At 73.7% G+C, this 15148-nt stretch carries 13 protein-coding genes and 2 pseudogenes; 8 read left to right on the top strand and 7 right to left on the bottom strand.

Features of this window, described 5'->3' with window-relative positions; genetic code table 11:
- Window positions 1-98: 98 nt before the first annotated feature.
- Window positions 99-2165, top strand: a complete 2067-nt coding sequence (locus IE212_RS22440; protein WP_190199703.1) for a SpoIIE family protein phosphatase — start codon at window positions 99-101, stop codon at window positions 2163-2165.
- A 33-nt stretch (window positions 2166-2198) separates the two neighbouring features.
- On the opposite strand, the gene IE212_RS22435 is transcribed toward IE212_RS22440, so the two are convergent.
- Entirely contained in the window at window positions 2199-3002 is an 804-nt protein-coding gene (locus IE212_RS22435) for a putative protein N(5)-glutamine methyltransferase (protein ID WP_190199702.1), read from the bottom strand.
- A 421-nt stretch (window positions 3003-3423) separates the two neighbouring features.
- On the opposite strand from IE212_RS22435, the gene IE212_RS22430 reads away from it, so the two are divergent.
- The 4 genes from IE212_RS22430 to IE212_RS22415 all read left to right on the top strand — a co-directional run bounded on the left by IE212_RS22430 (window position 3424) and on the right by IE212_RS22415 (window position 7278).
- Window positions 3424-4008: an Rv1733c family protein gene (locus IE212_RS22430; protein ID WP_190199701.1), complete on the top strand. Its 585-nt coding sequence runs from the start codon at window positions 3424-3426 to the stop codon at window positions 4006-4008.
- A 121-nt stretch (window positions 4009-4129) separates the two neighbouring features.
- Window positions 4130-5098, top strand: coding sequence for an acetylxylan esterase (locus IE212_RS22425; RefSeq protein WP_190199700.1), 969 nt, complete (start codon window positions 4130-4132; stop codon window positions 5096-5098).
- A 112-nt stretch (window positions 5099-5210) separates the two neighbouring features.
- The gene (locus IE212_RS22420; RefSeq protein WP_190199699.1) at window positions 5211-6377 is read left to right on the top strand and encodes a serine hydrolase domain-containing protein; all 1167 of its coding nucleotides are present in this window, start codon (window positions 5211-5213) and stop codon (window positions 6375-6377) included.
- A gap of 130 nt (window positions 6378-6507) precedes the next feature.
- Window positions 6508-7278 (top strand): GntR family transcriptional regulator, encoded by a 771-nt coding sequence (locus IE212_RS22415; protein WP_190199698.1) that lies wholly within the window; start codon window positions 6508-6510, stop codon window positions 7276-7278.
- On the opposite strand, the gene IE212_RS22410 is transcribed toward IE212_RS22415, so the two are convergent.
- Both IE212_RS22410 and IE212_RS22405 read right to left on the bottom strand, forming a co-directional pair.
- On the bottom strand, window positions 7221-8000 hold the full coding sequence (locus IE212_RS22410) for a class I SAM-dependent methyltransferase (RefSeq protein ID WP_190199697.1): 780 nt from the start codon (window positions 7998-8000) through the stop codon (window positions 7221-7223). The two genes, IE212_RS22415 and IE212_RS22410, sit on opposite strands and share 58 nt — an antisense overlap.
- 4 nt (window positions 8001-8004) lie before the next feature.
- Window positions 8005-8568, bottom strand: a complete 564-nt coding sequence (locus IE212_RS22405) for a PadR family transcriptional regulator (RefSeq protein WP_190199696.1) — start codon at window positions 8566-8568, stop codon at window positions 8005-8007.
- Between the two features lie 71 nt (window positions 8569-8639).
- Here IE212_RS22405 and IE212_RS22400 point away from each other — a divergent pair, with 71 nt between their 5' ends.
- From IE212_RS22400 to IE212_RS22390, 3 genes and pseudogenes are all read left to right on the top strand, one after another.
- The gene (locus IE212_RS22400) at window positions 8640-9038 is read left to right on the top strand and encodes a nuclear transport factor 2 family protein (protein ID WP_190199695.1); all 399 of its coding nucleotides are present in this window, start codon (window positions 8640-8642) and stop codon (window positions 9036-9038) included.
- Between the two features lie 70 nt (window positions 9039-9108).
- The gene (locus tag IE212_RS22395; RefSeq protein WP_190199694.1) at window positions 9109-9936 is read left to right on the top strand and encodes a class I SAM-dependent methyltransferase; all 828 of its coding nucleotides are present in this window, start codon (window positions 9109-9111) and stop codon (window positions 9934-9936) included.
- A gap of 188 nt (window positions 9937-10124) precedes the next feature.
- A pseudogene (locus tag IE212_RS22390) lies at window positions 10125-10961 on the top strand (D-alanyl-D-alanine carboxypeptidase family protein); the annotation flags it as partial.
- A gap of 59 nt (window positions 10962-11020) precedes the next feature.
- On the opposite strand, the gene IE212_RS35550 reads toward IE212_RS22390, so the two are convergent.
- The 4 genes and pseudogenes from IE212_RS35550 to aspA all read right to left on the bottom strand — a co-directional run.
- On the bottom strand, window positions 11021-12403 hold the full coding sequence (locus IE212_RS35550; RefSeq protein WP_190199693.1) for a glycosyltransferase 87 family protein: 1383 nt from the start codon (window positions 12401-12403) through the stop codon (window positions 11021-11023).
- Window positions 12400-13794: a polyprenol phosphomannose-dependent alpha 1,6 mannosyltransferase MptB gene (gene mptB, locus IE212_RS22380; RefSeq protein ID WP_190199692.1), complete on the bottom strand. Its 1395-nt coding sequence runs from the start codon at window positions 13792-13794 to the stop codon at window positions 12400-12402. Before mptB ends, IE212_RS35550 begins: the two co-directional genes overlap by 4 nt.
- 222 nt (window positions 13795-14016) lie before the next feature.
- Window positions 14017-14949 (bottom strand): glutaminase, encoded by a 933-nt coding sequence (locus tag IE212_RS22375; RefSeq protein WP_190199691.1) that lies wholly within the window; start codon window positions 14947-14949, stop codon window positions 14017-14019.
- 35 nt (window positions 14950-14984) lie between these two features.
- Window positions 14985-15148, bottom strand: a pseudogene (gene aspA / locus IE212_RS22370) (aspartate ammonia-lyase); the annotation flags it as partial.

Here is a 15148-nt window from a genome sequence, read left to right as displayed (position 1 = left end):
ATGACGAAGGGGCCTCGGACAATCGGCTCAGCGCGGTGGAACATGGGGTGTAGGCACGGCGACGGCGTGCCGCGAGGATCGGCGAAGGCGGGGCGTGGATGAGTTCAGCCGGGTCTCCCATGGCCGGGGCCGACGGACCGGCGCGTCCGAGCGGCCTGCTCGACGTGCTGCGCGTGGCCTCGGTGGTCCTCGACGCCGAGGGCCGCATCGTGCTGTGGAGCCCTCAGGCCGAGGAGCTGTTCGGTTACGAGGCGGGCGAGGCGCTGGGACAGTACGCCGCCCGGATCATGGTCCACGAACAGCACGTCGATCTCGTGGTCAAGCTGTTCGCCGACGTGATGGGGACCGGCCAGAGTTGGGCCGGTGCCTTCCCCGTCCGGCACAAGGACGGCAGTACGCGGCTCGTGGAGTTCCGCAACATGCGGCTGCTGGACGACCGGGGGGACGTCTACGCGCTGGGGCTGTGCGCCGACCAGTCGACCGTGCACCGGCTGGAACGCGAGGTGGCGCTGTCGACGCGGATGATCGCGCAGTCCCCGACCGGGCTGGCCGTGCTGGACCCGCGGCTGCGGTACGTCTCGGTCAACGCGGCACTGGAGCGGATCAACGGCGTGCCGGCCGGGGAGCACCTGGGCCGGACGGTCCGCGAGGTGGTGCCGCAGATGGATGTCGACGCGCTGGAGGCGGCGGCGCGCCGGGTCGTGGAGACCGGCCGGCCGGTCGTCGACCAGTCCACCATCGGCCGCACCCCCGCCGACCCCGACCAGGACCACGCCTGGTCGATCTCGCTGTACCGGCTGGAGAACGCGTTCGGGACCGTGCTCGGCGTGGCCCTCTCGATCGTCGACGTCACCGAGCAGTACCGGGCGGGCATCGAGGCCGAGGCCGCCCGCCGGCGCCTGGCACTGATCGCCGACGCCTCGGGGCGGATCGGCACCACGCTCGACCTGGACCACACGGCACACGAGCTGGCCGAAGTGGCCGTGCCGGAACTCGCCGACATCGCGGCCGTCGACCTGCTGGACGCGGTGGTGCAGGGCCGGCGCACCAGCCTCGGCCCCGCCGAGTCGGCGGTGATCCGGGCCCTGGCGGTCCAGGGGTACGACTCCGCCGAGGCGATGGAGGCGGCCGACCCGCCCGGCCAGGTGGCCCGGTACGCGTCGGACCGGCTCGTCACCCAGTGCGTACGCACGGCCAGTCCGGTGATGCTGCCGCAGGTCGAGGACGAGGACCTCCCGCGCATCGCGCGTTCCCCGGAGGCGGCCGAGCTGCTGCGCCGGGCCGGGGTGCATTCCTATCTGGCGGTGCCGCTGATCGCGCGGGGCGAGGTGCTGGGCGCCCTGGACCTCAAACGCACCCGCAATCCGCTGCCGTTCAGCGAGGACGACCTGCTGCTGGCGCGCGAGCTGGCCGCCCGGGCCGCCGTGCAGATCGACAACGCCCGCTGGTACCAGAGCGCCCGCGACACCGCGCTCACCCTGCAGCGCAGCCTGCTGCCCAGCCACCCGCCCATGACGTGCGGACTGGAGGTCGCCTCCCGCTACCAGCCGGCCGGGGCCACGAGCGAGGTCGGCGGCGACTGGTTCGACGTGATCGAGCTGGACGGCGGCAGGACGGCGCTCGTCGTGGGCGACGTGATGGGCAGCGGCATCCCGGCGGCTGCGACCATGGGACGGCTGCGCACGGCGACCAACACGCTGGCCTCCCTCAATCTGGATCCCGCTGTGCTCCTCGAGCACCTCGACAAGATCACCGAAGGTCTGGAACAGGCCATCGCCACCTGTGCCTACGCCGTCCACGACCCGCTGCTGCGGCAGTGCCGGATCGCCAACGCCGGTCACCTGCCGCCGGTGCGTGTCCGGGCCGGCCGGTCTCCGGAGCTGCTCGACCTGCCGACCGGTGTGCCGCTCGGTGTCGGTGGCGTCGCCTTCTCCACGACGACCGTGGACCTCGAGCCGGGCGATCAACTGGTGTTCTACACCGACGGTCTCGTCGAGACGCGCCGCGATCCGCTCGACGAACGGCTGGACAGGCTGCTGTCCCTGCTGGAAGGGCCCGACCGGCCGCTGGAGGAGGTCTGCGACCTGCTGCTGCGCACCTTGCACGAGCCGGACAACTTCGACGACGTGGCCCTGCTGATCGCGCGGGCGACGGCACCGGAGTGAGCCGGGCGGCGGGCCCGGCCCGCCCGGGCACGGTCACTGTCCCACGCCGATCACGACGTGGGCGTACAGCTCCTCCGAGACGGCCAGGTGGGCCGTCAGGCCGTTGCGCTCGAAGGCGGCGAGGGCGGCCGGTGCCTGCCGCCGGCTCGTCTCCACCAGGACGCAGCCGCCGGGGGCGAGCCAGCCCGGCGCCTCGGCCGCTACCCGGCGCAGCACGTCAAGGCCGTCCGCGCCGCCGTCGAGGGCCACCAGCGGCTCGTGGTCACGCGCCTCCAGCGGCAGCAGGCCGATCTCGCCGCTCGGTACGTACGGCACGTTGGCCGCCAGGATGTCGATCCGGCCCCGCAGCTCGCCGGGCAGCGCCTCGAACAGGTCACCCTCGTGGACGTGACCGCCGACCGGGGCGACGTTGCCGCGGGCGCAGCGCACGGCGGCGGGATCGATGTCGGCGGCGTGCAGTTCGACACCGCGCAGGCCCGCGGCCAGTGCCGCGCCGACGGCACCGGAGCCACAGCACAGGTCCACGACGACGGTGGCGCCGGGCGACCGTGCGAGGGCCTGTTCCACCAGGAACTCGGTTCGGCGACGTGGCACGAAGACGCCCGGGGCGACGGCGACGCGCAGGCCCCGGAAGCGGGCCCAGCCCACGACGAGTTCGAGGGGCAGCCCCCCGACGCGGCGCTCCACCATGGCAGCGGCCTCCGCGGGGGTGCGGGCGGTGGCGAGGATCAACTCGGCCTCGTCCTCGGCGAAGACGCACCCGGCGGTGCGCAGGGCGAGGACCATCGCGTCACGGGACGACGGCATGGCGGGCGGGAAAGAAGACACAGACGGCATGGAAGCCAGGAGCCTTTCGAGAGCCGAAGGGCGCTCGGCCGGTCGCCAGGACCCTAGGGCCGGCGATCCGCGCCACATCGAGGGGAGAGCACCCGAGCTGACACAGCGGTAATGGGTCTCACCTCCTCGGCTTCCGTTGGCTGTGACGGTCCACAGCCGGACGGCAACACTACCCGACGGGCCGACCGCCGCGCGGCCCGCCACAGGCGGGGGCCCGGTGTTTCGCCGCGGGCGGCCCGGGCACCCCTGCCGCAAGGGCTCCGGCACGCGGCGACCCGGGCCGCGCGAGAGCGATCGATGGACGCCGGAGGGGGTATCAGATCCGTGCGGCTCGCACAGGCTGCGACGCGCAGGGAGCGGCGGCGCCGCCACCGCACGGCCGGTACGGCCCTCCGGCCGAGATGACGGCGAGGAGGTCGGCATGCGAACCCGGGCGCGCGGCTGGCGTTGGCGGCGCAGTCCGCTGCGACGCCGGTCGGATGTCGTCGAGGCGTGGACGGTGCTGGCCGTCGCCGTCCTGGTGTGCCTGGGCGCGCCCGTGGTGGGCGCGGCCGCGGCCTGGTGGGCCCACGGCGAGGCGCGCTCGGTCTCCGCGGAGCAGCGCGCCGAGCGGCACCGTGTCCGTGCCGAGGTGATCGGCGGGACGGGTGAGGCCCCTCCCGCGGCGCAGGCCCGTGGGCAGCACGCGTACCGGGCGACCGTGCGCTGGACAGAGCCGGGCGGGGGCACGCGCACCGCGACGGCACGGATCCCCGCGGGCACCGACCGGGGCGAGGCCGTGGAGGTCTGGTTCGACTCCCGCGGGCGGAGCGTCGCCCCGCCGGTGGACAGCACGGCGGTCTGGCAGCACACCCTGACCATCGGCACCTGCGCCGCGGGCGGTGTGGTCCTGGCGGTCCTCCTCGGTCATGGCGTCGTGCGCCGGGTGGCCCTGCGCCGCCGGCTCGCCGAGTGGGAGCGCGCGTGGGCGCGAACGGAGCCGGAGTGGACCCATCGCCGCGCGTGACGCGGCCCCTGACGCGCGGTGAGCCCCCCGGCGAAGGCCCTGGTCAGTCATCCGGCCATGCACGTAGGGTGATCATCCGAACTGTCTTTGCACCTGTTCTCCATCTCCAAGGTGGTCCGACATGGCCCTGTTCGACCTTCCGCTCGACGAGCTCCACGAGTACCGCAGCGCCTCCACCGAGCCCGAGGACTTCGACGCGTTCTGGTCCAAGACCCTCCAGGAGGCACGGGAGCACGACCTGGACGCCCGCTTCGAACCGGTCGACACGGGCCTGTCCACCGTCGAGGTGTTCGACGTGACGTTCGCCGGGTTCGGCGGTCATCCGGTCAAGGGCTGGCTGACGTTGCCGGCCGGGGCGGACGGCCCGCTGCCGCTGGTCGTGGAGTTCATCGGCTACGGCGGGGGCCGCGGACTGCCGCACGAGCACCTGCTGTGGGCGTCGACGGGCCGGGCGCACTTCGTGATGGACACCCGCGGGCAGGGCAGCGTCTGGGGTGGGGGCGGCGGCACGGCCGATCCGGTGGGCGGCACCCCCGCGTACCCCGGCTTCATGACGCGAGGCATCGACGCGCCGGAGAACTACTACTACCGCCGGGTGTTCACGGACGCCGTGCGTGCCGTGGAGGCGGCCCGCTCGCATCCCCTCACCGACGCGACGCGGACGGTGGCCCTCGGCGTGAGCCAGGGCGGCGGCATCACGATCGCGGTGGGCGGCCTGGTCCCGGACCTCGCGGGCATCGCGCCGGACGTGCCGTTCCTGTGCGACTTCCCGCGCGCGGCGACGCTCACGGACCGTCACCCGTACCGGGAGATCGGGCTGTACCTCAAGACGCACCGGGGCCGCACGGATGAGGCTCTGCGCACCCTCTCCTACTTCGACGGCGTCCACTTCGCCGCCCGCGGCCGGGCCCCCGCGCTCTTCTCGGCCGCTCTGGAGGACCAGACCTGCCCGCCCTCGACGGTCTTCGCGGCCTTCAACGCCTGGAGCGGCGAGGACAAGACGATCGAGGTGTACGACTTCAACGACCACGAGGGCGGCGGTCCGTTCCAGGAGGCGGCCCAGTTGCGCTGGCTGCGTTCGCGTATCTGATCCGGCCGTTCACGCCCGGCGGACTTCCGCCCAGTCCGACCAGTCGGTACGTTCTTCCCGCCCGGGCCGCTCCTCGGCGGCCCGGCCCCAAGACCGCTGGCGGGAGGGGCCCATGCCCGAGAACGAGATACAGGTGCACGGCCACTGCGACGCGCGGTTCACCGCGGTACGCACGGCGTTCGAGGAGAACTTCCGGCAACGCGGCGAGCTGGGCGCCGCGGTGGCCGTCACCGTCGGCGGCAGGATGGTCGTGGACCTGTGGGGCGGCTGGGCCGACTCGGCGCACACCCGGCCGTGGGGGCGGGACACCCTGGTCAACGTGTGGTCGACGACCAAGGGGGCGGTGGCGCTGTGCGCGCACATCCTCGTCGACCGGGGGCTGCTGGACCTCGACGCGCCGGTGGCCGTGTACTGGCCCGAGTTCGCCGCGGCGGGCAAGGAGAGGGTTCTCGTCCGGCACCTGCTGTCGCACCGTGCCGGCCTGTCGGGGCTGCGCGAGGCGCACACACTGGAGCAGCTGTGCGACTGGGAACTGACCACCCGGCGGCTCGCGGCGACGGAGCCCTGGTGGGAACCGGGAACCCGGTCCGGCTATCACGTGCTGACCTACGGTCATCTCGTCGGCGAGGTGATACGGCGGGTGTCGGGGCTGATGCCGGGGGCCTTCCTGGAGCGGGAGGTGACCGGGCCGCTCGGCATCGACTTCACCATCGGCCTGCCGGAGAAGGAGTCCTGGCGGGCGGCCGAGCTGGTGCAGCCACCGGTCGCGGCGAGCAGTGAACAGGCCGCCGCCTTCGCCCAGTTGACCCCTGCCGCGATCGCAGCGCTGACGAACCCGCCGGTTTCCGCCGCCGGGGCCTGCACCCCCGAGTGGCGTGCCGCCGAGATCCCCGCAGCGAACGGGCACGGCACCGCGCGCGCGGTCGCCGAGCTGTACGGCGTCTTCGCGGGGCGCGGCTCGTACCGGGGCCACCGCGTTCTGTCTCCCGAGGCGGTCGAGCGGGTGCGCGAAGGACAGGGCAGCTGCCGGGATCTGGTGCTCGGTGCCGGGTTCGAGGGCGAGACCGAGGCGGGGCTCGGACTGTGGCTCAGCGGATCCAACGGCTCCTACGGCCCCGATCCGCGCGCTTTCGGTCATGACGGCTACGGCGGCTCCTGCGGACTCGCCGATCCGGAGGCGGAGGTGTCGATGGGGTACGTGATGAACCGCATGGGATCTCATATCGCGGACGACCCGCGCAAGATGGCGCTGGTCGGCGCCCTGTACAGCGCCCTGTGACGGCGGGGGCGGGCGGACGGGTTTCGGCCGGACCGCCCGGCCGCTCTTCCCTGCTGGTTTAGACCAATGCTAGACCTGGTGGCGCACCGAGCCCGTACGGCTACCGCACGTCACCGACAGGAGGCGCGGCATGGCCCGCACCACCCCGCACGGCCACCCTCCGGCCGAAGAACAGCCCCGGTACCGCAGAATCGCGACGGAACTGCTCGGCGACCTGCGCGACGGCACCGTCCCGCCCGGCGGGCGACTGCCCGGCGAGCGTCGGCTGGCCGGGCGCTTCGGCGTCAGCCGGGAGACGGTTCGGCAGGCGCTGGAACTGCTGCGCCGCGACGGCCTCCTCACCACCGACCGGCGCGGCAGCCACGCCACCCCGCCCGGGCCGCCGATCGAGATCCCGGCTTCGCTCGCCTTCCCGGTCGGCGCCCGGGCCGCGACCCCGGGCGTCGTCGCACGCGCCACCGTCAGCTGGGAGCCGCCCCCGCCGGACCACGCCGAGGCCCTGGACCTGCCCCCGGGGCGTCCGACCCTGGTCCACCACTACCGCCACGCGACCGCCGACGGCCGGGGGCTGCGCACGGCCGTGACGTCGTTCTCCGCCGTGGCGCTCGCGGAGGTGGAGGAGCTGGCCCGCTACCGCGACGGCGCCGACGGCACCGCTCCCGCACAACTGCGCCGGGCCTACGACTGGATGCGCCGGGCGGGGCTGACCCTGCACCACCGCGACTCCATCACCCGGCCGGCGAGCACGCCGTCGGTCCGGGTCACCCGGCGGGTGCACGACCAGTACGCGCGCCCGCTGGAGATCACCGACCTGGTGGTGGACGCCCGGCGGGACGCCCTCGTCTACGAGTTCACCGTCCCGGGCCGGCCGGCGGGCACCGTCGGCGACGGGGCCGGCTGACCGGGCAGCCGGGCCACGACGAGCCGGACCCGCGGGCTGCCGTCCTGCCGCCGCCCGAACTCCGGCAGCGGCTGCAGCCCGACCCGGAATCCGGCCCGCGTGAGCTCACGCCGGACGTCGTCCAGGCGGAACGCGCGGTAGTACATGACGAACCGGGGCCGCCACAGCGCGTTGCGCACCCGCATCACCGTGTCGAAGCCGAGCAGCATCCAGTAGCCGAGCGAACCCGGGCGGGGCGGGGCCACCAGCGGGAAGGCGAAGCAGCCGCCGGGCCGCAGCACGGAGCGGACCTGGGCGAAGAGTCCCGGCAGCTCGCGCGGCAGGAAGTGCCCGAAGGCCCCGAAGCTCACCACCAGGTCGAAGGCGGGCGCGAAGGGCAGGGCGCGAGCGTCCGCACGCACCCAGGAGACCGGTGGGCCGCCGGGCTGGGCCCGCCGCCGTGCGACGTCGAGCATGCCGGCGCTGAAGTCGACCCCGGTGACCCGCTCCCGGCACAGCCCCGCCAGGACACCGACGCCCGCGCCGGTGCCGCAGCACAGATCGAGTCCGGCGTCGAAGGTCGCCGTCCGCCGCAGCGCCGAGCCGACGGCGTCGAGGACGGGATCGGGCGTCCGGAAGGGGGTGTGGTCGAACTTCGGCGCGAGGAGGTCGTAGCCGCGCTCGACGGACGAGAGCGCCTGGACGGCGAGCTCGCGCAGACTGGGACCTTCGGGGCTGAACACCGGCTCAGCCTAGAGGAGCTCGCTGTTTCAGGATGGTCAGTACGCGCTCGCACCAGCGGAGGTTCTCCTCCTCAAAGGCGATGCCCGCCATGAGTGTGAGGTACGGGCCGATGCGGTCGGCCTCCCTCAGGTATTCCTCCTCGGCCCGGCCGGCCAGGAGGCGCTCGCGCAGCCGCTCGTAGCGGGCGAGCTTGCCGCGGGCCCACGCCCCGCGCTCCTCGACCACCGCACGGGTCGCCTCGGGGTCGGCCCCGTCCATGGCCTGGATCTTGATGAGCAGTTCGTCGCGGATCGCGGTGGGCCGGCGGGGCGGGGCGGCGGCGAAGGCGCACAGGTCCTCGCGGCCCGCCTCGGTGAGTGTGAACATCCGCTTGTCGGGCCGCCGTTCCTGCCGTACCACCCGCGCCTCGATCAGCCCGTCCTGCGCGAGGCGCTCCAGCTCCCGGTAGAGCTGCTGCGGGGTCGCGGCCCAGAAGTTCGCGAGCGACACGTCGAACACCTTGGACAGCTCGTAGCCCGAGGCCTCCCCCTCCAGGAGAGCGGCCAGCACGGCGTACTTCAGCGACATGTGGACACGGTAGCAGCAGTTGACTATTCTACTGCGCACCTACTCAACTAGTTGACTAAAGCGGGGTTCCGATGCGTGCATTCCGGGAAGCGGTCGAGGCGCTCGATCTTGACGCCGCCGAGGCGCTGCTCGCGCCGGACGTCGTCTTCACCAGCCCGGTCGTGTTCAAGCCGTACACCGGTAAGGCCATCACGGCGGCCATCCTGCGCGCCGTCTCCCAGGTCTTCGAGGACTTCCGCTACGTGCGCGAGATCAACGACCCAGAGGGCCGTGACCACGCCCTGGTCTTCACCGCGCGGGTGGGCGACCGGGAGATCAACGGCTGCGACTTCATCCACGTCGACGAGGACGGGCTCATCGACGAACTGACCGTGATGGTGCGCCCGTTGTCGGGGGCGCAGGCGCTGGCGGCGGCGATGGGCGAGCGGTTCGAGCAGATCGCCGAGGAGGCGCGAACGCGTTCGGTGTGAGCGACACCTCCGGCGGTCCGTTTCGCGCGTTCCACCGCCGCTCGGGGCCGGTTCGCGGTTGGATGTCCCCATGACGTCCGCCGAGCACGACCGGCTGATGCGGGCCAACCAGGCGAACTGGGACGCCCGCACGCCCGTCCATCTCGCCAGCCGGTTCTACGGTCTCGACCAGGATCCCGACCCCGAGCGGTGGTTCGCTCCGTGGGAGTGGGAGGACCTCGGCGAGCTGACCGGCCGTGACGTGCTGCACCTGCAGTGCCATCTCGGCACGGAGACCATCGCCTTCGCCCGGCGCGGGGCCCGGGCCGTCGGCCTCGACTTCTCCGAGGCGTCGGTAGCGGCCGCGAGGGACATCGCCGCCCGGGCCGGGGCGGACGTGACGTACGTGCGGGCCAACGTGTACGACGCCGTCGAGGCCCTGGCCGGGCGGCGGTTCGACGTCGTCTACACCGGCAAGGGCGCCCTGTGCTACCTGCCGGACCTGGACCGGTGGGCCGAGACCGTCCGCGGGCTTCTGCGCCCGGGTGGCCGGTTGTACGTCGCCGAGTTCCATCCCCTGCTCAACGCGCTCGGCCCGAAGCCCGCTCCGGGCGAGGGTCCCGAGCTGCTCCTGCGCCACGACTACCTGGGCGGTGGCGGACCCGTCCACCGGGACGCCACCCACACGTACACGGACGGCCCGGCCGTCGTGGGCGCCACGGACAGCTACGAGTGGACGCACGGAATGGGCGAGGTCGTCAACGCGCTGACGGGCGCGGGACTCGCCGTCCGGAGGTTGCGTGAGAGCGACGAACTTCCCTGGCCGCGCTGGCCGCGGATGACCGTCACCGAGTCCGGCTGGTGGCGGCTGCCCGAGCCGCGGATCCCGCTGCTGTACGGGCTGCTGGCCGCCCGCTGAGGCAGCCGGCGCGCATCCGCCGCGCGAGCCCCAGGACAACGCGACGTGCCTGCGGCGCGTCCAGCCGACGCCGCCCTCGGACTGAGGTGCGGGCCGCCCTGCCACGCGTGTGGCATCCGGGTGTTCGCGCACGGGGTGTCCGGCCCGGTTGTCACCGTCGGGAGCCGGCCTGTTCCTACGTTGATCGCATGATCCTCGGACTCTCTTCCCGGGTGGCCGTTTCGACCGGTGTGCTGTGTGCGACGGGGCTGCTGGCCCTCATGCCGGCCGCGGTGGCCGCCCCCGGCCGGGCGGAGCCCAGTCCGCCCGGCGGGCCCCGGGCGGTGGGCCCGCACCCGTTGCTGCTGAACCGGCCCGGCGTCCAGGTCCGTCCGCGCGCCGGCGCGCCCCGTGTCCCCCGGGTCACCGCGCTCTCCTGGCTGGTCGCCGACGCGCGCACCGGCGCGGTGCTCGCCGCGCACAACGCACACCGCAGGCTGCCCCCGGCCAGCACCCTGAAGACCCTGTTCGCGGTCACGGTGCTGCCCGGGCTGCCGGCCGGGGTCCGGCACACGGTCCGCGAGGAGGAACTCCGGGGCATCGGTGAGGGCAGCAGCCTGGTCGGGGTCGCCGAGGGCCGTACCTACCGGATCGCCGACCTGTGGCGGGGGGTCTTCCTCAACTCGGGCAACGACGCCGTGCACGTCCTGGCCGAACTCAACGGCGGCTGGCGGGCCACGGCCCGGCAGATGCAGGCCAAGGCCCGGTCCCTGGGCGCCCTCGACACGCATGTGGTGTCCCCGGACGGCTACGACGCGCCGGGGCAGGTGTCGTCGGCGTTCGATCTGGCGGTCTTCGGCCGGGTGGGGCTGCGCAACCCGGACTTCGCCCGGTACTGCGCCACGGTCGAGGCGAGGTTCCCGGGCGGTGGCGGCTGGTCGTACCCGATCCGCAACACCAACCGGCTGCTGGGCGGCGCCCCCGGTGTGGAGCCGTACCGGGGACTGATCGGCATCAAGAACGGCTACACCAGCAAGGCGGGCAGCACGCTCGTCGCGGCGGCACGCCGCGACGGGCACACCCTCGTCGTGACGGTGATGAACCCTCAGGAGGGCGGCGGATCAGCCGTGTACGAGGAGGCCCGCTCGCTGCTCGACTGGGGGTTCGAGGCCGGCGGGCGGGTCGATGCGGTGGGTTCGCTCGACGCCTGGCGGCCTTCCCCGAGCCCGTCGGCGGAATCACCGGCCGCCGCGGCCGCCGTGCCGGAGAAGCCCCAGGCCGACTGGACGAAAGCCGGGCTGCTCGCGGGCGCCACGGGGCTGGGCGCCACGGTCATGGTGCTGGTGCTGCGGTCGGCGGTCCGCAGGCCCGGGCGGAGCTGACCGGCCGGCAGCCACAACAACAGGCCCAGGGTGATCCAGGCGTAGGTGTTGCCGCCCAGGAACCCGTCGATGCCGGACGCGTCGTCGAACCACAGCCACACCACGCTGGAGCACAGCACCGCGTACAGCGCGGCCGCGATCCTCAGGTGACCGGTACGGACCAGCACGGCGAAGGACGGCAGCAGCCACACGAGGTGGTGCACCCAGGTGATCGGACTGACGAGGCAGGCGGCGAGGCCGGTCAGGGCGAACGCGGCCGTCCAGTCCCCCGCGTCGGCCGCCCGGCGGGCCCGCAGCGCCCACACCGCGAGGACCACCACGACCCCTGCCGCCCACCAAGCCCGCTCCGGTTCGCCCAGACGCGCCAGAACGCCCTGCAGCGACTGGTTCGAGACGTAGCCGAGGCGACCCACACGGTCGGTGTCCCACAGTGCGTCGGTCCAGTAGAAGCGCGAGGCCCCGGGATCCACCCGTGCCGCGACGGCGGTGGCCCCGAGGGCGACGGTCGTCGCGACCGCCGCCGCGCGCCATCGTCCGGCCACCAGCAGCAGACCGATGAACAGCGCCGGGGTGAGCTTGATCGCGGCCGCGAGCCCGATGCCGATCCCCGCCCAGCGGGTGCGTCCGGTGGCCAGCAGCGCCGCGTCGGTGAGCACGAGAGCCAGCAGCAGCAGGTTCACCTGGCCGAAGCTGAAGGTGTCCCGGAGCGGTTCGAACAGGGGGAGCAGGCAGGCGGTCACGGCCCAGCCGTACCAGCCGAGGCGCCGCCAGGCCGGTCCGGCGAGCAGGCGCAGGACCACCACCAGGGCCGCCAGGTTGAGCAGCAGGGCGGCCATGACGGCGGTGCCCAGGTCCAGCAACGCCATGGGCAGCATGACGACCGCGGCGAACGGCGGGTAGGTGAAGCCGTACGTCGTGCCGGGCACCCGGTAGTCGTAGATCCGGCCGCCGTGGTGGACCCAGCTGTCGATGCTTCCGTGGTAGACGCGCAGATCGAACCAGTCCCGCAGCAGCGGCACGGTCGCGGTGAAGGCGGTCACCACGGTGGCGAGCACGAGCACCAGCAGCAGCCGGCCCCGATCGGTGCGCGGCAGGGCCGGGGTCATGCCGCGCGTCCCGGCGCCGGGGCGAGTTCGGCCTGGTGGGCCTGCCACAGCACGACCATCGCGAGCGCGCCGCCGGAGACGGCCAGCACCAGTTGCCCGGTGTCCGCCGGGGCGCCGCCGGGCAGGACGAGGAGCGCGAGGACAGCGGTCACGGCCGCCATCCGGTGGCGCACGGAGGTGCTGGGCGCCGCGGCGGCGATGAGGAACAGCCCCCACAGGGCGTACCAGGGGCGGATGGCCGGACCGAGGGCGGCCACCGTCGCCAGGCTCAGGCCCAGTGCGTACACCGGCCGGGGGCGCAGCCGGAGCCAGATCAGGACGATCGCGGCCACGGCCGCCGCGATCCCCAGGGTGTGCCAGGCCGGGATCGCCAGGGGCGCGAGATCGCTGCCGAGGCGTTCCAGCAGGGCCCGGGTGGCGCGGCCGAGCAAGGTGGTCAAGGCCCAGTTCTGCGGTGAGACGGGAGTGCTGAGGGCGCCTGTCCAGCCGTATCCGGTTCCGGCCACGGCCGTGGCGGCGGCGGTCGTCGCGGCCGCCGCGACGGCCGTCGTCAGGAGGGCCTTCGCAGGTCCGCGGCCGGCGCGGACCTGGATGACGGCGACGGCGGCAAGCCCGAGCCCGGCGGGCACCTTGACCAGGGCGGCGAGCGTGACCAGGACGGTGCCGAGGACCGGCCACCGGCCGAGCGCCGCCACCAGACCCACGCCGAGCAGGCCCAGCATGACGGCGTCGTTGTGAGCGCCCGCGACCAGGTGCAGCAGGACGAGCGGGTTGAGGGCGCCCAGCCACAGCGCGGCCGACGGGTCGGCGCCGCTGTGGCGGGCGAGGCGCGGCAGCGCCGCCGCCATCAGGGCCACACCGGCGAGCGCGACGAGCCGCATCCCGAACAGTCCGGCGGGCAGGCTCCCACGGGTCAGACCCGACAGGGCCGCCGCGACGGCGAGGAAGACCGGCCCGTACGGGGCTCCGGTGTGCCGCCAGAGCGGGGCGACCTCGTCGGCGAGCGGGCCGCCGAGCCGGGACGGCCCGTGCGCGTACACGTCCATGTGCGCCTCGACCATCGCCCCCTGCGCGAGGTAGCTGTAGACGTCCCGGCTGAACAGCGGTGGGGCCACCAGCAGAGGGATGGCCCAGACGGCGAGGACGGCCAGCAGGGCGCGGGGCGCGGGCGGTCTCGGTCCTCGGACCAGACGGCCCAGCAGGGCCCAGGCCGCAATCAGCAGGACGAGGCCGAAGTAGACACCGACCAGCCCGAGGGCGGCGCGTGCGGAGGCCGGGTGGAGGAGGTCCCGCACGGGCAGGGCACCGGATGTCTCACCGCCCGCCGCGAGGAAGGCGGTGCCGGCCAGCCCCAGTATCTGGCAGCGGCGGAGATCGACGAAGGGAGCCATGGCCAACACTCGGTCAGCCTCGCGCTGCGCAGTGGCTTCCAAGCGACGCGGAGTACTCCGGGGAAAGGCCGGAGTGTAACCGGGCGGTGATCAAGCGGCGTGCGTCCGGGAGCCGCGCGGCGTCTGCGGGGTGCGGTTGCCGGCAGGCCGCGGGGATGGGGGCTTGTCGCGCGGTTCCCCGCACCCCGAAGGGGTGTGCACAGACCGCTTCCGGAGGTTCGGTCAGAACACCGACAGGCCCGTCAGTGTCGTGAATCTGTCCAGGGCCGCCACGCCCGCCACCGAGTTGCCCCGTTCGTCCAGGCCGGGGCTCCACACGCACAGCGTGCAGCGGCCCGGGACGACCGCGATGACGCCGCCGCCCACGCCGCTCTTGCCGGGCAGGCCGACCCGGTAGGCGAAGTCGCCCGCCGCGTCGTACGTCCCGCAGGTCAGCATGATCGCGTTGATCTGCTTGGCCTGGCTGCGGCTCAGCAGGCGGGTGCCGTCGGCGCGGATGCCGTGCCGGGCGAGGAAGGTCGTGGCGAGGGCCAGGTCGGCGCAGGACGCGGCGATCGAGCACTGCCGGAAGTACTGCTCGAGCAGAACCGGCACCGGGTTGTCGATGTTGCCGTAGGAGGCCATGAAGTGGCCGAGCGCGGCGTTGCGGTCACCGTGGGCGGACTCCGAGACGGCGACCTCCGTGTCGAAGTCCAGCTCCGGGTTGCCGCTCTCCGCCCGGAGGAACGCCAGCAGTTCGCCCGAGGCGTCGCCGGTCCGGGTGTGGAGGCGGTCGGTGACGACGAGGGCGCCCGCGTTGATGAACGGGTTGCGCGGGATGCCGTTCTCGTACTCCAGCTGCACCAGGGAGTTGAAGCGGTTGCCGGAGGGCTCGCGGCCGACGTGTTCCCACAGGGTGTCGCCTTCGCGGGCCAGGCCCAGGGCGAGGGTGAAGACCTTGGTGATGGACTGCGCGGAGAACGGCTGCCGCCAGTCCCCCACGCCGTACACCGTGCCGTCCGGTTCGGCGACAGCCATGCCGAAACTGCGCGGGTCGCGGGCGGCGAGCGCCGGAATGTAGTCGGCGGGCCGGCCGCGGCCCGGGGTCCGCTCGATCTCCTCGGCGATGCGCTCCAGGACCGGCTGGAAGGTCGTCGGCGACGTCACGATCAGCATTCTCCCTTCTGCCGGTCCCGGCGCGCTCGCGCGGGTCAGGCCACCGGGGCCGGGCCGCTGCCGGCCAGGATGTCGGGGCGGAGCAGGTCCGCGAGCCGGTCGGCGGGCAGCAGGCCCTTGTCCAGGACGAGTTCGGCCACGCCGCGGCCGGTGGCGAGGGCTTCCTTGGCGATCTCGGTGGCGGCGGTGTAGCCGATGT

Origin of the sequence: Streptomyces djakartensis (assembly GCF_014651075.1) — a bacterium.
Taxonomy (GTDB): Bacteria; Actinomycetota; Actinomycetes; order Streptomycetales; family Streptomycetaceae; genus Streptomyces; species Streptomyces djakartensis.
The sequence above is the reverse complement of the archived record's forward strand: the minus strand, read 5'-3'. Positions and strand labels throughout refer to the sequence as shown.